Source organism: Pseudomonas sp. AC463 (assembly GCF_979253585.1).
The window spans coordinates 1-24,086 of sequence record NZ_CEEDDZ010000034.1; the positions used below are offsets into that span (position 1 = coordinate 1).

General features: G+C 66.6%; 2 protein-coding genes. Both read right to left on the reverse strand.

Annotated elements, in window-relative coordinates; all coding sequences use genetic code 11:
- Positions 1-10,953, reverse strand: a 10,953-nt coding sequence (locus AC0IYH_RS28100) for an amino acid adenylation domain-containing protein (RefSeq protein ID WP_471837280.1), incomplete at its 3' end; no start/stop codon positions are given.
- Positions 10,950-23,816, reverse strand: a complete 12,867-nt coding sequence (locus AC0IYH_RS28105; RefSeq protein ID WP_471837282.1) for an amino acid adenylation domain-containing protein — start codon at positions 23,814-23,816, stop codon at positions 10,950-10,952. The genes AC0IYH_RS28100 and AC0IYH_RS28105, both read right to left, overlap by 4 nt.
- Positions 23,817-24,086: the final 270 nt, after the last annotated feature.

The window sequence follows — 24,086 nt, forward strand, 5'->3', positions numbered from 1 at the left end:
CAACCCAACCCCCACCATCCCCGCATGCAGCCATTGCCGCTGCGCCACCTCATCACGCCCGGCAAACTCCACCAGATCGATGCCCAGCGGCTTACCCGCCGCCAACTGCATCGCCTCGATCAAACGCACCAACGCCGCGGTGGTGGTGTAAGGCTTACCAACCCCGCCGGGCGCCTCACTGTCGATCACCGTCAACGACGCCACCTCACGCCCCGCCGCCTGCAACCGCAGCGCCATCTCCAGCGCCACCCAACCGCCAAACGAATGGCCAACCAGATGCACCGGCCCATGCGGGCATTCCTGCTCCAGCGCCGCCAGATAACACCCCGCCGCCGCTTCCACCGCGCTGTGGGGCACGGTCTCGCCATCCAATCCGCGCGGCTGCAGACCGAACAGCGGCCAGTCACGCCCCAGCGCTTCACTCAAGCCCACAAACCCGGTGACGCTGTCCCCAGCCCCCGGCACACAGAACACCGGCGTTGACCCCGCCCGGCCGCTCTGGATACGCAACAACGGCTGATGCAACGCCTCGCTGACCGGCGTACTCGCCAGCAACGCGGCCGTCATCGCCTGGCCCAGGGCCTGGATATGCGGTGCCTGCATCATGCTCTGGTGATCGCCAGGCACCTCGACCTGGCGCAGTTGCCCTGGCGCCAGCGCGTCGTCCCAACCCAGGGACTCGCTGCGCCGCGACAATTCGGTCGGCCGCTCGTGGGCGCTGAACAGATGCACCGGAATCGGCAGCGCAAACACACTGTAATGCGCCAGCGCATGCCCATGCCCCACTTCCCGTTCGAGAAAACTCACGAGGTCGGCGTCCGTCGCCGCCGCCATTTGCGCGTATAGCAAACCTTCATCGCGACAGCATTGCAGCAGGCCCACAAGGTCCAGCTGTCCCATGCCCGCCTCCAGTTGCCCAAGCCTTGCCAGTTCATTCACACCTCCTTGTGCGGTCCAATACGCCGTGCACTGCAACAGCAAGTGCCGCTTGAGGGTATCCGGGCCACTCCAGCGCGCCTTGCCCTGGTCGGTCATGCGCGGCACGTAGCTGTCGATCAAGCCGAGGAACGCCACCGGTTCATCCAGCCCCAATAATTGCATCGCCACTTCATAGGCCAGCACGCCGCCAAACGACCAGCCCGCGACCCGATACGGCCCGTGGGGCTGGATGCCGCGAATCAGCCCGACCATCCGCGCCGCCAGGCCCTCCATGCTGTGCAGATGGGCCCCGCCGAGCGGCGCGCCGGGCAGGCCGTAAATGGGATAGTCACCAGGCAGGTGCTGGCCCAGCGCCGGGAAGTACACATCCATGCCACTGAATTCGTGCACCAGGAACAACGGCGGCTGCGCGCCGCTGCTGCGTACCGTGATCACTGAGGTCTCCCGCAGCGGCGCCGCCGTGCGCTGACGCAGCAGCGTGGCGACCGAGGCCACGCTGGCATGCTGGAACAGCTCAGCCAGGGACACCGACAGCCCCGCCTCATCCAGCAGGTTGACCAAACGGATCGCCAGCAATGAATGCCCGCCCAGCTCGAAAAAGCTGTCATGGCGCCCCACCTGTTCCAGCTGCAACACCTCGGCCCACAGCCGCGCCAGGGTCTGTTCCAGTGCATCCAGCGGCGCCTCAAAGTCGCGGCTGATCAAGGCCTCCAGCGCCGGGGCCGGCAAGGCTTTACGGTCGACCTTGCCATTCGCCGTCAGCGGCAATTGCGCGAGCGGCACATAGGCCGAGGGCAGCATGTAGTCCGGCAGTTGCGCGTGCAGGTGAGCACGCACGTCGGCGGTGTCGGCAGCCCCGGTGAAATAGGCCACCAGGCGCTTGTCTCCCGGCACGTCTTCACGCGCCAGCACCACCACCTCCTGGATACCGGCAACAGTCGCCAGGCGCGCTTCAATCTCGCCCAACTCGATGCGGAAACCACGGATCTTCACCTGGTCGTCATTGCGCCCGATGCATTCCAGCAGGCCCTCTGCCGTCCAGCGGCCGAGGTCGCCGGTGCGGTACATCGAGTGGCCCGGGTTGAAGGGGTCTTGCACGAACTTTTCAGCGGTCAGTTCGGGGCGATTCAGATACCCCTTGGCCACGCCCTCGCCGCCAATGCAGATTTCACCGATTACCCCCAAAGGCACAGGCTGCAGCTGCGCATCCAGCACATGCACCTGCGTGTTGGAAATCGGCCGGCCCACCGGCACGCTGTCTGCCGTATCGGCAAGCGCGCGCACTTCGTGGGTGGTGGCGTAGGTGGTGGTTTCCGTGGGCCCGTAGCAATGCACCAGGCGCAGCGCGGGGGCGCGGGCCAACAGGCTGCGGAAGGCCGCCGGGTCGGCCCGTTCGCCGCCGCACAGGAGGATGCGCAAGCCGGCCAAGGCGTCGGGAATCATCTGCACGTATTGGTTGAACAGCGCGGTGGTCACAAACAGCACCGTCGCGCCTTGCAAGGCCGCACCGAACGCGGCCGGGTCGAGCAAGGTGGCGTGGTCGATGACGTGCACCTGGCCGCCGTTGAGCAGCGGGCCCCACACGTCCATGGTGCTCGCATCGAACGCCGGGTTGGAGGCGAAGGCCACGCGGTCGGCCGCGTTGAAGTCGGCGTAGCCGTTGTTGAGCACCAGGCGCGTGATGCCGCGATGGGGCACCAATACGCCCTTGGGCGTGCCGGTGGAGCCGGAGGTGTACATGATGTACGCCACGCTGTCCGAGGCTTGCGACAGGTCCGGGTTGTGGCTCGGTTGCGGGTCGAGGTCCAGGCTGTCCACGTCCAGGCGGCGCACCGGGTGGTCGATGGACGCCTCGCTGTGGGTCAGCAGCCACGCGGCGCTGCTGTCGCTCAGCATGAACGCCTGGCGCTCGGCGGGCGCGTGGCTGTCCAGCGGCACATAGGCGGCGGCGCATTTGAGGATCGCCAACTGGCTGATCAGCAGGTCGACGCCGCGCGGCAGGCGGGTCGCCACGTGGTCACCGGGCTGCACGCCCAGGCCCAGCAGGTGATGGGCCAGGCAGTTGGCGCGGCTGTTGAGTTCGCCGTAGCTCAGGGTTTGGTCGCCGTGCACCGCCGCCACTGCGTCAGGCCGTGCCTGGGCCTGGGCTTCGAACAGGCGTTGTACCGTATGCTCGCGCGCAAAGGGTCGCGCGGATGCATTGAAACCCTGCAATTGCCGGCGTTCAGCAGCCGGCAGGATCGGCAAATGGCTGACGGCGATATCCGGGTGGTGTTCCAGCGCCTGCACCAACTGTTCAACCGCGATAGACAGGTAGTCGCACAAACGCCGGGCGCCCTGCCCCGTGGCTTTCAAGGCAAATGCAGCGCCGAGGTCATCCACGCTCATCGACAGGCCGTAATTGGTGTGCTCCTCGACCTTGAGCAGCTCAACCCCTTGCCACGCCTCGGCCACCCCCGTGGTTTGCGGTGCACTGTGGCGATAGTTGAACAACACATTGAACAACGGCGTCGCTGCCGGCACGCCGCTGCAACGCTGGGCCAATGCCAGCGGTGCATGCTCATGCCCCAACAGTTGGGTGAGACGTGCGTGGGTCGCGCGCACGGCGTCACGAACCGGGCACTCACCGAGGTCGACACGCAGCGGCAAGGTATTGATAAACACCCCCATGGCGCGCTCTGCCCCTTCACCGCCTTGCAGGCGACCGAGCATTACCGTGCCGAACACCACCTGTTCACGCCCGCTGACCTTGCCCAGCACATGGGCCCAGGCCAGGTGCATCAGGCTGGCGGTGCTCACCCCACACTGGCGCGCCTGCTGGCGCAGGCGCTGGCTCAACGGCAGGTCAAGCGCCAGCCGCGCGGTTTCATCAGCGCCCAGGGGCTGCACCTGGGTCGGCTCATCGATCTCAGCCAGCATTTCGCGGAAGAACCCTTCGTGCTCGTCCACAGCCACGCGGGTCTGGGCCACATAGTTGCGATACGGCACGGGTGCGCCCAAGGTGTGTTGGGTGCCCAGCAGAAAGGCTTGCATGTCGTGCTGCAAAATCTCCAGCGCAATGTGGTCCATGACCAGGTGATGAAACAGCAAGGTGGCAACCACCCGCTGCGCTTGCTCGGTAACCACCAGGCGCATCAGCGGGGCCCGGGCGAGGTCCAGGCGCTGCGGCAACGGCCCGGTTTCGACGCGCAAGGTTGCCTCACGCCACACCACTTGCAGCGGTTCTTCCAGGCCGTCCCAATGGAAGGAGGAACGCAGAATGTCGTGGCGCTGGATCACCGCCTGCAAGGCTTGCGCAAAGGCGTCCAGGCGTTGGCGGCTGTCGAAGGCAAACTGTGCCTGCAACACATAGGCGTCGCGGCCCGGCACCGCGCGATGCTGGTAGAGCATGCCGGCCTGCAGCGGCGCCAGCGGGTAGATGTCTTGCACATTTGCCGCACCACCGGGGATGCAGGCCATGAGACGCTCGAGGGTGCGCGGGCCCAACTCGATCAGCGGCAGCACCGCCTCTGCAGCTGCGTCCCCCAGCGCCGCCGCGAAGGCGCTCAGGGTCGGTTGGCCAAACAACAGCTTCACGTCCGCCGATAACCCGAGGCGGCGCAACCGCCCCATCAGGCTGACCGCCAGCAGCGAGTGCCCGCCCAATTCGAAGAAGTGGTCGTGACGCCCTACGCGCTCCACCTCGAGCAACTCGGCCCACAGGCGGGCGACGGTGATTTCCGTGTCACCCTCGGGCGCTGCATACGCGCGCACCACCCGCGACTCCACACCCGGCGCGGGCAGCGCCTTGCGGTCGAGTTTGCCGTTGGGGCTCAGGGGCAACGCCTCAAGGTGCACGAACACCGCCGGCACCATGAACTCCGGCAAAGAGTGCAGCAAATGCGCGCGCAACACCTCGACCTCGCAGCACACGCCGGTGTAATACGCCACCAGGCGCTCGTCACGGGCGATCACCGCCGCCTCGTGGATGCCTGGGCAATCGGTCAGGCGCGCCTGGATCTCGCCCAGCTCGATGCGCAAGCCACGGATCTTCACCTGGTCGTCATTGCGCCCCAGGTATTCGATGTTGCCGTCGGCCAAGTAACGCCCAACGTCCCCGGTGCGGTACATCCGCCCCTGGGTAAACGGGTCCTGCAGAAAACGCTCGGCGGTCAGCTGCGGCCGGTTCAAATAGCCCCGCGCCACTTGCACGCCGCCGATAAACAACTCGCCGACCACGCCCAGGGGCACCGGCTGCAATTGCCCATCCAATAAGTACATGCGCGTATTGGCAATCGGCTTGCCGATGGGGGTGTTGTCCGGCGTGATTGCGCCTGCGCAGTTCCAGGCGGTCACGTCCACCGCCGCTTCGGTGGGGCCATACAGGTTGTGCAGCTGGCTGCCGGGCAGTTGCTGCTTGAAACGCCGCACCAGGCTGCCGGGCAAGGCTTCGCCGCTGCAGATCACCCGCACCAGGCCGGCGGCCTGGCGCACATCGCCATGGGCGAGGAACACATCCAGCATCGACGGCACAAAATGCAGCGTGGTGATCTGCTCGGCGTCGATCACTTCGCACAGGTATACCGGGTCTTTGTGCCCACCGGGACGCGCCATCACCAGACGCGCGCCGGTGAACAGCGGCCAGAAGAACTCCCACACCGACACATCGAAACTGAACGGGGTTTTCTGCAGCACCCGGTCATGGGCGCCAAGGCCATAGGCGTCCTGCATCCACAGCAGGCGATTGACCACCCCGGCATGGTCGTTGATCACGCCCTTGGGTTGGCCGGTGGAGCCGGAGGTGTAGATCACATAGGCGCCCACGCCCTGCACCGCGGGGTTGTCGACGCTCTGGTGCTGCCAGCTCGGCTGGTCCAGGTCGACCACCGCCACCGCGCCCAACAGCCCGCGCGTTGCTCCTTGCGCCAGCACCGCGACCGGCGCGCTGTCGGCCAGCATGTAGGCGAGCCGCTCCGGCGGGTACGCCGGGTCGAGCGGCACATAGGCGGCGCCGGCCTTGAGGATCGCGTACAGGCCGATGACCATCTCCAGGCTGCGCTCCACGCAGATCGCCACGCGGGCATCGGGCTGCACGCCCAGCGCCAGCAGGTGATGGGCCAATTGGTTGGCGCGCGCATTCAGCTCGGCGTAGGTCAGCTGCTGCTCGCCGGCCGTGACCGCAATCGCCTGCGGCGTGCGCGCGACTTGCGCTTCGAACAGCCCATGCAGGGTCTGGTCGAGGTTGTAGGCCACCTCGGTGGCGTTGAAACCGAACAGCAGTTGCTGACGCTCGCGCTCATCCACCAGCGGCACGTGCTCCAGCACGGCCTGGTCGTTATCGACCATGGCTTGCAGCAGCCGCGTGAAGTAACCGGCAAAACGCTGCACCGTTGACTCATCGAACAGCGCCACCGCGTACTCCAGCGCACCGATAATCGTGCCCTGCACTTCGCCCAGGTCCAGCGACAGGTCGAACTTGGCAAAGTGGCGTTCCTGCACGATGCCTTCAAGGGCCAGGTCGCCGAGGGCCAGGGTCGGTGCGCTGCTGTCCTGCCAGGTCAGCAGGGTCTGGAACAGCGGGCTGTGGGCCAGGCTGCGCAACGGCCGGGTGATTTCCACCACCTGTTCGAAGGGCAGGTCCTGGTGGGCCTGGGCCGCCAGCGTCCGGGCCTTGACCCGCGCCAGCAGCGCCTCGGCGCTCAATGCACCCGAGGTGTCGATACGCACCGCCAGGGTATTCACGAACAGGCCGATCAACCCTTCCACCTCGCTGCGCGTGCGGTTGGCCGCCGGCGAGCCGATCACCAGGTCGTGCTGCCCGGACAGGCGCGACAACAACGCCGCCCAGGCACTCATCAAGGTCATGTACAACGTGGTGCCGTGGCGTTGGCTCAAGGCCTTGAGCCCGGCCGTCAGGCGCTCATCCAGCTGCACCTTGACGCTGCTGCCGGCGTAATCCTGTTGCGCCGGGCGCGGGCGGTCGGTCGGCAGCGTCAGCAGCGCCGGCGCACCGGCCAGGGCCTGCTGCCAATAGGTGCTTTGGCGGTGCAGGACCTCACCACTGAGCCACAGGCGCTGCCACACGGCAAAGTCGCCGTACTGGATCGCCAGCGGCGGCAAAGGGTCAGGCTGGCCGTGGCTGAAGGCCTGGTACAGCGAGGTCAGTTCACGGGTGAGCACCCCCATGGACCAGCCGTCGGAGACGATATGGTGCAGGGTCAGCAGCAGCACATGGTGATCGTCGGCCATCACCACCAGACGCCCGCGCAGCAGGGGGCCACGCTCCAGGTCGAACGGCGCCGAGGCTTCGCCGTGGATCAACGCATCCAGCGCCTGCTGGGGTTGCGGGTGGCGCCGCAGGTCCTGGACTTGCAGCGGCATCATCAGTTCGGCCGGCACGGTCAGCACCTGGGCTACGTCGCCCTGCTGGGCAAAGCGGCTGCGCAGGGTGGCATGCCGCGCGACGATTTGCGCCAGCGCGCGTTGCAGCGCCTCCACATGTAACTGCCCACGCAAACGCAAACCGATGGGAATGTTGTAGGCGGTGTTGGCGCCTTCCATCAGCGCCAGGAACCACAGGCGTTGCTGGGCGAACGACAGCGGCACCGGTGTATCGCGGCCGGCCGGGAGGATATCCGGCAAGGTGCTGCGACCGGTCCGGGCCAGCACCTCGGCGACCGCGGCGAGTTCGGCATTGGCGAACAGGTCGCCGAGCAACAGCTCCACACCCAGACGCTGACGCACCTGGGACACCATGCGCATGGCCAGCAACGAATGCCCGCCCAGCTCAAAGAAGTGATCGCGACGCCCTACCCGCTCCACCTGCAGTACATCGGCCCAGATCTGCGCCAGCACGCTTTCGATCTCGCCCTGGGGTGCCACGTACTCGCGGCTGAAGACGGCGGCCATGTCCGGGGCCGGCAAGGCCTTGCGGTCGAGTTTGCCGTTGGCGGTCAGCGGCAACGCGTCCAGGCGCATATAGGCGACCGGAACCATATAGTCCGGCAGGTGCGCGACCAGATGGGCGCGAATTGCGCCAAGGTCCAACGGGTCCAGCTGCGGGTTCTGGGTGAAATACGCCACCAGCCGCTCTTCACGCACCAGCACCACGGCTTCGAGCAGGCCCGGCAGATGGTTGAGCTGGGCTTCGATCTCGCCCAGCTCGATGCGCATGCCACGGATTTTCACCTGGTCGTCGTTGCGCCCCAGGTACTCCAGCGTGCCGTCGGGCAACCAGCGCGCCAGGTCGCCGGTGCGGTACATGCGCCCGGGGTTGAACGGGTCGTGCAGGAAGCGCTCGGCGGTCAACTGCGGGCGATTCAGGTAACCGCGCGCCACGCCCTTGCCGCCCACATACACCTCACCGGCCACCCCAAGCGGCACCGGCCGTTGCTGCTCATCCAGCAGGTACACCGTGGCATTCGCGACCGGTTTGCCGATATGCAGCGGCTGGCCCGCCTCGACCTTGCCCGAGGTGGCGACCACCGTGGCCTCGGTGGGCCCGTAGTTATTGATCAGCTCGAAACGTTGGTTGCGCGCGAACTGGCGCAAGCGGTCGCCGCCGACCAGCAAGGTGCGCAGGGTCGGGTGTTCGATCTGCTGGCCGAAGGCGTATTCGGCCACCGGCGTCGGCAGGAAGCACATATCCAGCGGCTGCGCACACCACCAGGCCAGCAGCGCGTCGATATCTTCGGCGCCCTCCGTGGCAGGCGCCAGGTGCAAGGTCGCGCCCACACACAGCGCCGGCCAGATTTCCCAGGCCATCGCGTCAAACCCGAACCCGGCGACGCTGGCGGTATGGCGCCCGGCGCACAGGTCAAAGGCGCGGCAATGCCAGTCCACCAGGTTGGCCACGCTGTGATGCTCCACCATCACGCCTTTGGGCTGGCCGGTGGAGCCGGAGGTGTAGATCACGTAGGCGAGGTTCGACGGGGTCACGGCCACCGTGGGGTTGCTGGCCGAATGGTGCTGCCAGGTGTAGCGGTCGAGGTTGATCACCGGCACATCCAGCGCCGGCAGGCGTGCGAGCAAGGCGTGCTGGGTCAGCACCGCCACCGGTGCGCTGTCGCTGAGCAGGTAGTTCAGGCGTTCGGCCGGGTGGGACGGGTCCACCGGCACATAACAGGCGCCGGCCTTGAGGGTCGCCAGCAGACCGGCCAGGGTGTCCAGACCCCGACGGGCGACCACCGCCACGCGGTCGTCGGGTTTGACGCCGAGGGCCAGCAGATGATGGGCCAGCAGGTTGGCTTGCTGGTTCAGCTCGGCGTAGGTCAGGTGTCGGCCCTGGTGCACGGCAGCGATGGCGTCCGGGGTGAGTGCCGCCTGGGTTTCGATGCGCCCGTGCAAGGTGGTGTCTTGGGGGAAGTCCGCCTGGGTCGCGTTGAACTGTTGCAGCAGCAGGTGCTGTTCAGCGGCAGGTACCACCGACACCTGGTTGAGCGCCGTGTCGGGCGCCTGCTCCAGCGCGGCCAGCAGGTTTTCCAGGGCCGTTTGCAGGTAGGCACAGACCCGCTGCGGGTCCACGTGGGTGCTGGCCAACAGGCTCAGGGCAAACCCTTCACCGAGGTCGTCGACACTCAAGGTCAGCGGGTAATTGGTACGTTCCTCGGCACTCAGCGCGGCGATGCCCTGCCAGGCCGACAGCGCCTCGGCACTCGCCGCCGGGGCGCTGTGGCGATAGTTGAGCAAGGCGCTGAACAACGGTGTCGGCGCCACCACGCCGCTGCAGCGTTGCGCCAAGGCCAGCGGCGCGTGCTCATGGCGCAGCAAGGTGGTGAGCCGCGCGTGGGTGGCCTTGACTCCGTCGCGCACTGCCTCAGTGCCGACGTCGACGCGAAACGGCAGGGTGTTGATGAAGATGCCCAGCGCGCGGTCCGTGTCATGGCTGCCTTGCAGGCGGCCCATCAGCACGGTGCCGAACACCACCTGTTGCTTGCCGGCCAACACGCCCAGCACCTGGGCCCAGCCCAGATGGAACAGGCTCGCGGCACTCACCCCCAGCTGCCGCGCCTGCGCCCGCAAGCGTTGCGACAACGCCGCCGGCAGCGCCAGGTGCGCCTCGGCGATCCCCCGCGCATCGCCCTGTACATCGTGCAGGCCGAACGGCAGCGTCGGTTCAGTGATATCGCCGAGCATCTGGCGGAAGAACCCTTCGTGCTCCTGCTCGCTGATGCCCAACCGCGCCTGCGCCACATAGTTGCGAAACGGCACCGCCTGGCCCAACGCCGCGCCGTGGCCCAGCAGGCACGCCTGCATTTCATGGCACACCACCTCGAGGGCGCTGTGGTCCAGGGCCATATGGTGGAACAGCAAGGTGGCGACGATGCGCTGGTGAACCGGATCGAAGGCGCGCACCAGGCGCAGCAGCGGCGCCTGGGACACGTCCAGGCGATAGTGGCGGGCGTCGAACAGCGCGTGCAGCTGTGCGGCGATAGCGCCGTCGGCCGGGTCCAGTTCCAGGGCCTGCACCGGCAGGTGTGCCTGGCGCCACACCACTTGCTGCGGTTGCTGAAGGCCGTCCCAGACCACCCCGGTACGCAGGATATCGTGGCGGTCCATTACGCTTTGCAACGCCTGGGCGAAGGCCTCGAAACGCTCAAGGCTGTCGAATGCGAACTGCGATTGCATTACGTACGGGTCGCCGTGTTCGGCGCTGACGTGGTGGAACAGGATGCCTTCCTGCAACGGCGCCAGCGGGTAGATATCCTGGATATTCGCCACGCCGCCGTCGACCGTCGCAACGATGCGGTCGACCTCTTCCTGGCTCAGGTCGGACAGGGTCAGCATCGCCGGGGTGATGCGTTCGGCGCCGGCCGGGATGCCATTGGCGGGCACCTCGACGCTGCCAGCCTTGCTCGGCGAATACTCACCGGCCTTGATCCGCTCGATCAGCGCCGGTTTGTGCTCGCGTAACGCGGCGACAATCAACGGGTCACTCAAGGCGTGCTTGTTGCCTTGCACCGACAACTGCTCGCCCTTGAGCGCCAGTTGAATGTCCTTGGTTTTCAGGGTTGCCAACAGCTCAGTGAGGCTCACAGGACGATCTCCATTCGTTCGGTCAGCGCGGCGTAGCCAGCCAGGGTTGGCTGTTCGAATAACGCACGCACATCGGCTTCCATGCCTTCCTGGCGCAAGCGCCCGATCAAGCTCACGGCGAGCAGCGAGTGCCCGCCCAGTTCAAAGAAATTATCCTCGCGCCCCACCCGCTCAACGTTGAGCAGCTCGGCCCAGAGCCGGGCCAGGAGGATTTCGGTATCGCCTTGCGGCGCTTGGTATTCGCGCACCACCAGTGCGTCCATGCCCGGCGCCGGCAAGGCCTTGCGGTCCAGCTTGCCGTTGGGGCTCAGGGGCAAGGCGTCGAGGTGCACGAACAGCGCGGGCACCATAAAGTCCGGCAGCTGCTGCAAGAGGTGCGCGCGCAGGTGTTCAATCTCGCTGTGCACGCCGGTGTAGTACGCCACCAGGCGGTCTTCGCGGGCAACCACCACGGCTTCGCTGACGTGGGCGTGTTCCAGCAGGCGTGCCTGGATTTCGCCCAATTCGATGCGCAGGCCACGGATCTTCACCTGGTCATCGTTGCGGCCCAGGTATTCGATATTGCCGTCGGGCAAGTAGCGGCCAACATCACCGGTGCGGTACATCCGCCCGCCGGTGAAAGGGTCTTGCAGGAAGCGCTCGGCGGTCAGCTCCGGGCGGTTGAGGTAACCCCGCGCCACCTGCACGCCGCCGATATACAGCTCGCCAACCACGCCGAGCGGCACCGGCTGCAACTGCGCGTCCAGCAGGTACATGCGCGTATTGGCGATGGGCTTGCCGATCGGCGTGTTGTCCGGCACCTCCGGGCGTGCGCAGTTCCAGGCGGTCACGTCCACCGCCGCTTCGGTCGGTCCGTACAGGTTGTACAGGCCGATGTCCGGCAACTGCTGCTTGAAGCGCCGCACCAGGCTGCCCGGCAGCGCTTCGCCGCTGCACATCACCCGTTGCAGCCCGGCCGCCTGGCTCACGTCGCCATGGGCGAGGAACACATCGAGCATCGACGGCACAAAGTGCAACGTGGTGATCTGCTCGGCCTCGATCACCTCGCACAGGTACGCGGGGTCTTTGTGCCCCCCGGGACGCGCCATGACCAGGCGTGCGCCGGTGAACAGCGGCCAGAAGAACTCCCACACCGACACGTCAAAACTGAACGGGGTTTTCTGCAACACCGCATCCTCGGCCGTGAGGCCGTAGGCGTCCTGCATCCACAAAAGACGGTTGACCACCCCGGCATGCTCGTTGATCACGCCCTTGGGCTGGCCGGTGGAGCCGGAGGTGTAGATCACGTAGGCCTGGTGCTGCGCGGTAAGGCCCGGCACGTGGGGGTTGGTCGTGCTATGGTGCTGCCAGGTGCTGTGGTCAAGGTCGATCACCGGCACCTCGCCGAGCAGTTGCCGGGTGGCGCCTTGCGCCAGCACCACCACCGGCGCGCTGTCCTGCAGCATGTAGGCAATGCGCTCCTGCGGGTAGGCCGGGTCCAGCGGCACATAACCGCCACCGGCCTTGAGGATGGCCAACAGGCCGACGACCATCTCCACGCCGCGTTCCAGGCAGATGCCCACGCGCGCATCCGGCGTTACGCCCAGCTCGCGCAGGTGGTGGGCCAAGCGGTTGGCGCGCTGGTTGAGCGCCGCGTAAGTCAGGCTGAGTTCACCGGCCTTGACCGCCACGGCCTGCGGCGTGCGTTCAACCTGGGCTTCGAACAGGCCTTGCAGGCTCTGCTCAAGGTTGTAATCCACCGCCGTCGAGTTGAACCCCACCAGCAGCTTTTGCCGTTCTTCTTCGCCGAGGATCGGCAAGCGATTGAGCGCCTGTTGCGGCGCCTGCTCCAGGGCTTCGACCAGCCCGGCCAGGGCTACTTGCATGTAGCCACATACTCGCTGCGCGTCGAGGTGCGCCAGAGCGGTGACGTCATAACCATCGCCCAGGTCGTCCACGTTCAAGGTCAGCGGGTAGTTGGTGCGCCCTCCGTTGGCCAGGGTCTGCATGCCTTGCCAGGCCTGCTGCGCATCCTGCGAGCGAGTGGCCGCGCCGCGATGGCGATAGTTGAGCATCGAACTGAACAGCGGCGCCGGTGCCGCCACCCCGCTGCAGCGCTGGGCCAGGGCCAGGGACGCGTGCTCATGCCCGAGCAACGCGCTGAGCCGCTCATGGGTGGCGCGCACGGCGGCGCGCGCTCCCTGGGCGTCGATATCCAGGCGCAGCGGCAAGGTATTGATAAACACCCCAAGCGCCCGGTCGGCGCCCTCGCCGCCTTGCATCCGGCCCACCAGCACGGTGCCGAACACCACGCTGCTGCGCCCCGAGGTCGCCGCCAGCAGTTGCCCCCAGGCAAGGTGGAACAGGCTCGCGGTGCTCACCCCAAGCAAACGGGCCTGGGCACGCAGGCGGCGGTTGAGGTCATCGGCCAGGCGCAGGCGGTGCTCTTCGATGGCGCTGCCGTCGCCGCGCACATCCTGCAAGCCGAAGGGCAAGGTCGGCTCATCGATATCGCCGAGCATCGCGCGGAAGAACCCTTCGTGCTCCTGCTCGCTCACGCCCAGGCGCGCCTGGGCCACGTAGTTGCGGTACGGCATCGGCGCCGCCGTGGGCGCGGCGTGGCCCAGCAGGTAACCCTGCATTTCGCGCAACACCACGTCGAAGGCAGTGTGGTCGAGGGCGATATGGTGATAGAGCAGCACCACCACCACGCGCTGGTTGGCTGGGTCGTTGGCATACATCAGGCGAATCAACGGCGCCTGGCTGATATCCAGGCGATAACGCCGCGGGTCGAAACGCTCATGCAGGCCGGCGAGTACGTCGCCTTGCACCTGTACCTCCTGCACGCTGAGTTCGGCGTTGCGTTGCACCACTTGCAGCGGCTGCGCAAGGCCTTCCCAGACCACGCCGGTGCGCAGGATGTCGTGGCGATTGATCACCTGTTGCAGCGCGTAGGCGAAGGCTTCCAGGCGCTCAAGGCTGTCGAACGCCAGGTGCGATTGCAGCAGGTACGGGTCGCCCTGCGCGGCGGTGATGTAGTGGTAGAGGATGCCTTCCTGCAGCGGCGCCAGCGGGTAAATATCCTGCACATTGGCCGCGCCACCGGGCACTCCGGCCACCACCTGATCCAGCGTGGATTGGTCGAGGCTGGCCAGGGGCAGCATGTCCGCGGTGATGCGCTGGCAATCGGCGGGGATGCGGTTTTCCGGGACTTGCACCTCGCGACCACTGCCCACGGCGGCAGCCAGCGCGGCCAGGGTCGGCTGGCTGAACAACACGCGCACATCGGCGCTGAGGCCGACCTGGCGCATGCGTTCGATCAAGCTTACGGCCAACAGCGAATGCCCGCCCAGTTCAAAGAAGTGATCGTGGCGCCCCACTTGCGCCACCTGCAGCACCTCGGCCCAGATACGCGCCAGGGTGGTTTCCACCTCGCCCAACGGCGCCACATAGTCGCGGGTCGGCAACGCCGCCTGATCGGGCGCGGGCAACGCCTTGCGGTCCAGTTTGCCGTTGGCGGTCAGGGGCAAGGTGTCGAGTTGCACATAGGCCACCGGCACCAGCGCAGCGGGGAGCTGGGCTTGCAACTGCGCGCGCAGGTTGTCGATGTGCAGCGGCTGCTGCGCGGTGAACCAGGCAATCAGGCGGCCTTCGCGCACCTGCACCACGGCCTCGCCCACATCGTGCAAAGCGGCCAGGCGGCTTTCGATTTCACCCAGCTCAACCCGTACGCCGCGCACTTTGACCTGGTCGTCATTACGCCCCAGGTACTCGAGATTGCCGTCGGGCAACCAGCGCACCAGGTCGCCGGTGCGGTACATGCGCCCGGCATTGAACGGGTCTTGCAGGAAGCGTTCGGCGGTCAGCTCGGGACGATTCAAATAGCCGCGCGCCACGCCGCTGCCGCCCACATACAACTCGCCCGCCACGCCCACCGGCACCGGGCGCAAGTGCCCATCCAGCACATACACGCTGGCATTCGCGATGGGCCGGCCGATATGCAGCGCCTGCCCGGCGCGCACGCGACCGGAGGTGGCGACCACCGTGGCCTCGGTGGGGCCGTAGTTGTTGACCAGCGCAAAGCGCCGCTCCTGGCTGAACTGACGCAGGCGATCGCCGCCCACCAGCAGGACGCGCAAGCTCGGGTGCTGCAGATTCTGGCTGAACGCATACTCGGCCACCGGGGTCGGCAGGAAGCTCACATCCAGCGGCTGCGCCAGCCACCAGGCCAGCAACGCGTCGATGTTTTCATTGCCCACGTCGGCGGGCGGCAGGTGCAGGGTCGCGCCGCTGCACAGGGCCGGCCAGACCTCCCAGGCCATCGCGTCAAAACCAAAACCGGCGAGGCTGCTGACCTGGCTGCCGGCGTCCACACCGAAGGCTTCACAATGCCAATGCACCAGGTTTTCCACGCTGCGGTGTTCGACCATCACGCCTTTGGGCTGGCCGGTGGAGCCCGAGGTGTAGATCACATAGGCCAGGTGCGCCGGGCTCAGCGCGCGCAGTTGCGGGTTGCTGACGGGGTGGCGCTGTAACGCCGGGTCGTGCAGATCCAGCGTGGTGATCGCCCCCAATACCGCCTGCGTGGCCGCCTCGGCCAACACTGCCGCTGGGGCGCTGTCCTGCAACAGGTAGGCGATGCGCTCGGCAGGGTAAGCCGGGTCGATCGGCACATACCCCGCGCCGGCCTTGAGAATACCCAACAGCCCCACCAGCATCTGCGGGCCACGCCGGCAGCACAGCGCCACGCGGTCATCCGGCTGCACGCCGAGCGCCAGCAGGTGATGGGCCAGTTGGTTGGCGCGTCGGTTGAGTTGCTGATAGGTCAGCGACGCGCCGTCCTGCACCACCGCGACCGCCTGGGGTTGGCGCTCGGCCTGCACTTCAAACGCGCCGTGGACGGTCTGGCCCAGGGGGAAATCCTGGCCGCTGGCGTTGAATTCGCGCAGCAGGGTGTCGCGCTCCGCCTTTGGCAATAGCTGCAAGCGATTGAGTTGGGTGGCGGGCGCGCTTTCCAATGCCGTGAGCAACTGCTCCACCGCGTTGTGCATATAGCCACATAGCCGCTCGGCGCCGATCTGCGGCAGCGCCAATACATGCAGACTGAAGCCTGTGCCGAGGTCATCCACGCTCAAGGTCAGCGGGTAGTTGCTGCGCTCTTCACCGCCGAGCAACTGCACGCCTTCCCAGATGCCCTGGCCGTCACGGGCCATGGCCGCAGGCGTGCTGTGCCGATAATTGAGCAAGGCGCTGAACAGCGGTACCGCCGCCGGCACGCCGCTGCAACGCTGGGCCAGCGCCAGGGACGCGTGTTCGTGGCCCAGCAGTGCGCTCAGGCGGGCATGGGTGGCCTTGACCGCCTCGGCGGCGCCGGCCGCCACATCGACCCGCAGCGGCAAGGTGTTGATAAACATCCCCAGCGCCCGGTCGGCGCCCTCGCCGGCCTGCATGCGGCCCATCAACACCGTGCCGAATACCACTGCGTCACGTCCGGATACCAGCCCCAGCACCTGCGCCCAGGCCAGGTGCATCAGGCTGGCTGCGCTGACGCCCAACTGCCGGGCCTGCTCGCGAACCCGCAAGGCCAGTGCCGCGTCCAAAGCCTGCTCGGCTTCCTCGATATCGCGACCATCGCCCTGAACGTCCTGCACGCCAAAAGGCAAGGTCGGTTCGTCGATAGCGCCTAGCATCTCGCGGAAGAAGGCTTCGTGCTCCTGCTCGCTCACGCCCAGACGCGCCTGGGCCACGTAGTTGCGAAACGGCGCTGCGGCGGGCAACGCCTGCGTCGGGTTGAACAGGAGGGTATGCATCTCCTGGCCGACCACGTCCATGGCGGTATGGTCGAGTGCCAGGTGATGGAACAGCAGGATCGCCGCCACCCGTTGGTTGGCCGGGTCCTGGGCGTGGACCATGCGCAGCAGCGGCGCCTGGGTGATGTCCAGGCGATAATGGCGGGCGTCGAAACGCGCGTGCAGTTGCTCGATGATGTCGCCGTCGGCCGGGTCCAGGGCAATCTCTTGCACCACCAGTTGCGCGTCGCGCCACACCACTTGCACCGGGCTGTCCAGGCCTTCCCAGACCACACCGGTGCGCAGGATATCGTGGCGCGTCACCACCTGTTGCAGCGCGCCCATAAAACCGTGCAAGCGCTCAAGGCTGTCGAAGGCCATGCGCGATTGCAGCAGGTAGGGGTCGCCCTGCCCGGCGCTGATATGGTGGTAGAGAATGCCTTCCTGCAAGGGCGCCAGCGGGTAGATATCCTGCACGTTGGCGGCACCGCCCGGCACGCTCGAGACGATAAGGTCGATGGCCGGCTGGTCGAGGTGCACCAGCGTCAGCATCGACGGCGAGATGTGCGTACAGCCCGGCGCGATGCCATTGGCCGGCACCAAAATTTCCCGGCCGCTACCCACCGCCGCTGCCAGTGCTGCCAGGCTCGGCTGGTTGAACAGCACGCGCACATCGGCGCTGAGGCCCACCTGGCGCATGCGTTCGATCAGGCTGACCGCCAGCAACGAGTGCCCGCCCAGCTCGAAGAAATGATCATGGCGCCCCACGCGATCGAGCTTGAGCAAGTCTTGCCAGATCTGCGCGAGCTGAATTTCTACCTCGCCTTCGGGGCCTTCATAGCCACGGCTGAGCAACGCACTCGCGTCAGGCACCGGCAGGCCCTTGCGGTCCAGTTTGCCATTGGCGGTGAGGGGCAACAGCTCCAGCCAGACATAGGCCGACGGCACCATATAGTCCGGCAACTGACCTTGCAGCCGGGCGCGCAACGCGTCGATCGGCAGCGCGGCGTCTGCGGTGTAGTACGCCACCAGGCGTTTGTCGCCCGGCGCGTCTTCACGCACCAGCACCACTGCGTCCCTCACCCCGGCGCAGGCGGCCAGGCAGGTTTCGATCTCGCCGGGCTCAATACGGAAACCACGGATCTTCACCTGCAGGTCATTACGCCCCTGATACCGCAACGTGCCGTCGGCCTGCCAGCAGGCAAGGTCGCCGCTGCGGTACAGCAAGCCTTCGCCGAAGGGGTTCGGGATGAATTTTTCGGCGGTCAGTTGCGGCTGGTTCAAGTAGCCCCGGGCCACGCCCGCGCCACCGATATACAGCTCGCCCACCACGCCCAGTGCCACCGGCTGCCGGCGCGCATCCAGCACGTAGGCCTGGGCGTTCGCAATCGGCCGGCCAATCGGGATGCTGCCCTCGCCCACCGCCGTGATCTCAAAAGTGGTGGAAAACGTGGTCGCTTCAGTCGGCCCATAGCCGTTGAGCAGGTGTTGCGGCTTGCCGTGCTTGAGCACGCGGCCGATCACCTGCGGGTCGAGGACATCGCCGCCGACGATCAGGTAGCGCAGTTGGCGGAACACCGGCATCATCGCATCGGCGTACTGGTGGAACAGCCCGGCGGTCAGCCACAACACGCTCACGGCGTGTTCCTGCAACAGCGCGCCAAACGCGGCCTGGGACAGCAACTCGGCCTGCTCCACGACCACCACGCAGCCGCCATTGAGCAACGGCGCCCACACCTCCAGGGTGCTGGCGTCGAAGGCCGGGTTGGAGGCGAAGGCCACGCGGTCGCGCCCGTTGAACTCGGCATAACCGTTGTTGATCACCAGGCGCGAGATCGCCCGGTGCGGCACCTGCACCCCCTTAGGCGCGCCGGTGGAACCGGAGGTGTAGAGGATGTACGCGACCGATTCGGCAGACGTCTGCAGCTCGGGATTGCGCGATGACAGTGCCTCAAGATTCAGGTCAGCCAGGCTACTGAGCACGCGGTGCGCGCCGCTGTCCTGCACGATAAAGGCCTGGCGCTCGACCGGCGCGTTGACGTCCAGCGGCACATACACTGCCGCGCACTTGAGGATCGCCAGCTGGCAGATCAACAGGTCGAGGGAGCGTGGCAGCGCAATGGCCACGCTTTCCCCCGGCTGCACGCCCTGGTTGAGCAGGTGATGGGCCAGGCGGTTGGCGCGGCGATTGAGGTCGCGGTAACTCAGGGACAATCGCCCCTGCACCGCTGCCACCGCTTCGGGATGGGCCAGCGCCTGGGCTTCGAACAGCTGGTGCACGCTGAGGTGCGCCGGGTAGTCGCGGGCGGTGGCGTTGAAATCCACCAACAGCTGTTGGCGCTCGGCGGGCGGCACAATCGACACGGCCGCCAGCGGCGTGGTGGGTGCCTGTTGCAACGCGCTCACCAGGTGGCGCAACGCGGTCAGCATGTAGCCCGCCACACGCTGCACATCCAGGCTCGCCTTGCCTTGCACGGTCAGGGCGAAACCCGTGCCGAGGTCATCGACGTTGAGCACCAGCGGGTAGTTGCTGCGCTCTTCGGAGCTGAGGATTTCAATGCCGGCGGCGGCAAACGGGCGCGCGCCTGGTGCGTCGCCGGGGGCGCTGTGACGGTAGTTGAGCAGCGTGCTGAACAACGGCAGCGAAGCGGGTACGCCACTGCAACGCTGGGCCAGGGATAGGGAAGCGTGTTCATGCCCGAGCAATTGCGCGAGCCGCGCATGGGTGGCGCGCACGCCGGCTTGCACGCCAACGGCGCCAAGGCTGACCCGCAGCGGCAAGGTATTGATGAACATCCCCAACGCCCGATCGGCGCCCGCGCCGCCTTGCATACGGCCCAGCAACACGGTGCCGAACACCACGTCCTGCTGGCCCGACACCTGCCCCAGCACCTGGGCCCAAGCCAGGTGCACCAGGCTCGCGCTGCTCACTCCCAGCTGCCGCGCCTGCTCACGCAGGCCGAGGCTGAGGGCCGGCTCCAGCGGCAGGTGCGCCTCGACAATGCCACTGCCGTCGCCATTGATGTCGTGCAAACCAAAGGCCAGGGTCGGCTCGTCGATATCGCCGAGCATCTGGCTGAAAAACGCCTCGTGCTGTGCCTGGCTCACCCCAAGCCGCGCCTGGGCCACGTAGTTGCGGTACTGCACCGCGTCAGCCAGTTGCGCGCCATTGCCGGACAGGCTCGCGCTCATCTCGTCCACCAGCACTTGCAGGGCGGTGTGGTCGAGCAGGATATGGTGCAGCAGCAGGATGCCGACGAGGCGGTCTTGATCCTGGGTGTAGGCGAAATGCATCAGCGAGGCGCGGGTCAGGTCGAGGCGATAGTGGCGAGGGTCGAAGCGTTGTTGCAGCTGGGTCAATCCACCTTCTGTGGTGATGCATTCGACGGCCAGCGGCGCCTGGCGGCACACCACCTGCACCGGCTCGTTGAGGCCTTCCCAGAGGATCGCGGTGCGCAGGATGTCGTTGCGCTCGATCACGCTGTGCAGCGCCTGGATGAACGCGTCCACCGCCGCTTGATCGGCAAAGCCGAACTGCACCTGCAACACGTAGGGGTCGCCTTCGGCAGTCGCCAGGTGGTGATACAAAATGCCCGCCTGCAAGGGGGCGAGCCCGTAGATATCCTGCACATTGCTGATGCCGCCGGGCACGCTGCGAATGATGTGGTCGAGGCCAGCCTGGTCGAGTTCCACCAGCGGCACCATGTCCGGGGTGATGTGCTGGCTGGCGCTGGTGATCAGGTTGGCCGGTGCCTGCACCTGCTGCTGCCCGCCTACTGCGGCGGCCAGCGCGGCCAGGGTCGGCTGGCCGAACAGCACGCGCACGTCGGCGCCGAGGTCGACCTGGCGCATGCGTTCGATCAGCTTGACCGCCAACAGGGAGTGGCCGCCGAGTTCGAAGAAGTTGTCGTCACGGCCGACTCGGTCGAGTGTGAGCAGGTCTTGCCAGATCGCGGCGATGGCAGATTCCACCGGGCCCTGCGGCGCCTGGTAGCGACGCCGCGCCAGGGCGTCGGCATCCGGCGCGGGCAAGGCCTTGCGGTCGAGTTTGCCATTGCTGGTCAATGGGAACGCGGCCAGTGTGACGAAGGCGCTGGGCACCATGTGTTCAGCCAAGGTACGCAGCAGATGGTCGCGCAGGTCGGCGACGTTGAGTTCACCCTCGGCAATCACATAGGCCACCAGGCGCGTGTCGCCAGGCGTGTCTTCGCGGGCAATCACCAGCGCGTCGCGTACGCCTTCGGCGTTGGCCAGGTGCGCCTGGATTTCGCCCAGTTCGATGCGAAAGCCACGAATCTTCACCTGGTCATCGTTACGCCCCAGGTACTCGACGCTGCCGTCGGCCAGCATACGGCCGAGGTCGCCGGTCTTGTACAGGCGCTGGCCGGTGGCCGGGTCGGTCAGGAAGCGCTCGGCGGTCAGCGCCGCGCGGTTCAGGTAACCGCGCGCCACACCGGCGCCGCCCACGTACAACTCGCCCACCACGCCAAACGGCAACGGCTGGCGGTGGGCATCCAGCACATACAGTTGCAGGTCGGGAATGCGCACGCCAATCGGGCTGGCGCCGACGTGCTGCGCGTCTGCGGCCTGCAACGCGCGGTAGGTCACATGCACGGTGGTTTCGGTGATGCCGTACATGTTCACCAATTGCGTACCGGCGTTAATCGCGCGGGCGTACCAGGGTTTGAGCATGCCGGGGTCCAGGGCCTCGCCGCCGAAAATCACCTGGCGCAGGGAATGGGCCTGGGCGCTCTGGCCCTGGGCGGCAATCAATTGACGAAAGGCGCTCGGCGTCTGGTTGAGGATGCTCACGCCGGCATCGCAGAGCAGCGCGTAGCACTCGTCCGGAGAACGGCTGACCAGTTGCGGCACGATCAGCAACTGCCCGCCGTGCATCAGCGCGCCCCAGATTTCCCACACCGAGAAGTCAAACGCGAAAGAGTGGAACAGCGCCCACACATCATTATTGTTGAAGCCGAACCAGTGCGCGGTGGCGCTGAACAGGCGCGCCACCTGACGGTGCTCGATCATCACGCCCTTGGGCTGGCCGGTGGAGCCCGAGGTGTAGATCACATAAGCCAGGCTGGCCGCGCTGAGGGCGACTCGCGGGTTGACGATGGACTCGCCGCGCAGGCCATTGAGGTCAATCTGCACCAGGTCGCCGACCAGGTGACGGGTATTGGCCTGCACCAGCACGGCCAGGGGTTCGCTGTCGGCCAGGGTGTAGGCAATGCGCTCCAGCGGATACGCCGGGTCAATCGGTACGTAGCCAGCGCCGGCCTTGAGGATGCCCAGCAGGCCAATGATCATTTCCGGGCCGCGCTCCACGCAGATCGCCACGCGGTCATCGGCGCGGATGCCTTGGGCCAGCAGGCGGTGGGCAACCTGGTTGGCGCGTTCGTTGAGCTGGCGGTAGCTGAGGGATTGGTGGTCGAAGCGCACTGCGATGGCCTCGGGCTGGGCGGCGGCGTGGGCTTCGACTTGCTGGTGGATCAATGCGCTGTCGGCATAAGTCTGCGGGCTATGATTGAGGCTGTGCAGCAGGGTCTGGCGTTCGGTGTCGGGCAGGATGTTCAGGCCGCTCAGCGGCATCTGCGGTCGATGCTCCAGGGCCTCCGCCAGGCTTTCGAGGGCCGTGTGCAGGTAGCCCGCCACGCGCTGTGCGCCGATGGAGGCCGCCACCATCACGGTGAGGGCGAAGTCTTCGCCCAGGTCATCCACGTTCACCGTCAGCGGGTAGTTGGTGCGTTCCTCGGCGCCCAGCACCTGGATGCCTGGCGCGATCTCAATTACCTGCGCCATGTCGCCAGCGGCGCTGTGCCGGTAGTTGAGAATCGCGCTGAACAACGGCGTGGGCGCAGCCACGCCACTGCAACGCTGGGCCAGCGCCAGGGAGGCGTGTTCATGCTGAAGCAGGCGGCTGAGCCGCTCATGGGTAGCCTTGACCCCGGCGCGTACGCCCTGCTCGCCCACATCCACGCGCAGCGCCAAGGTATTGATGAACATGCCCAGAGCCCGCTCACCGCCCTCACCCGCGCCCATGCGGCCGAGCATCACACTGCCGAACACCACCGCCTCGCGACCCGACACCACGCCCACCACCCGGGCCATCGCCAGGTGCAGCAGACTCGCCACACTCACCCCAAGCGGCCGCGCCAGGTTGCGCAGGCGGCGGCTGAGGGTGCTGTCGACCGGCATGCGCGCCTCGTCGATGCCCTGGCCGTCGCCCTGCACATCCTGCAAACCGAAGGGCAAGGTCGGCGCATCGATATCCGCCAGCATCTCGCGGAAAAATGCCTCATGGGCCTGTTCGCTGACGCCGTGGCGTACCTGGGCGATGTAGCTGCGAAACGGCACCGGCGCTCCGGCCTGGGCCTGCTCGCCGGCCAGGTAAAGCTGGATTTCATGGCGCACCACATCAAGGGCGGTGTGGTCGAGGATGGTGTGGTGAAACAGCAACGTCGCCGTGACGCGCCCGGTGGCCGGGGCCTCGGCATATACCAGGCGCAGCAGCGGCGCCTGGCTCAGGTCCATGCGGTAGGTGCGCGCGTCAATGTCCACGGCTTCGCAGGCCAGGGTCGCCTGGCGCCACACCACTTGCAGCGGCTCGTCGAGACGCTCCCAGACCATCGAGGTGCGCAGGATGTCGTGGCGGTCGATCACCCATTGCAGCGCCTCGGCAAACGCGTCGAGGCGCGCGCGGCTGTCGAACGCGAACTGCGCGTGCAGCACGTAGGGGTCGCCGTGCTCGGCAGAAAGGTGGTGGTAAAGCATGCCCTCCTGCAGCGGCGCCAGCGGGTAGATGTCCTGCACATTCGCCGCACCGCCGGGGATGGCGGCGACGATACGGTCGATGGCCGCCTGGTCAAGGTTGACCAGCGCCAGCATGGCCGGCGTGATGCGATAGGCCGGGCTCAGCCAGTCGCCGCCGTGCTCGGCGACCAGCGCCAGCAGTTGGGGTTTGTGGGCGATCAATTGATCCCACACGGCCTCATCCAACGCCTCGTCGTCACCCAGGACAATCAGGTCGCCCTCTTCCATTTGCAGACGGATCGCGTGGGTGGAAATCGCTGCCAATAATTCGCTGAACTGCATGGGGTAACCTGCCTGGTAAGTCACGGTGGAGAAGAAAGTCCGTTTTCAGCTGCCGTTTGGATCGCGGCCCGTTATGGAATAGCGGGCGCAGCCGAACGCCTGGAGGGGCTTCCGGCAGGGTTGGGAAATTAAGGGATTTGGCAGGTGGGGGGTGACATGGGAAGTGGGGACAAGGTTGGTTCGGGGGCATATCCGTTATTTGGGTGATGACGGATATTGGTTCCGCTCTTACGGCGGCTCAGATCAAAATCAAAAGCAAAGCAGATCAAA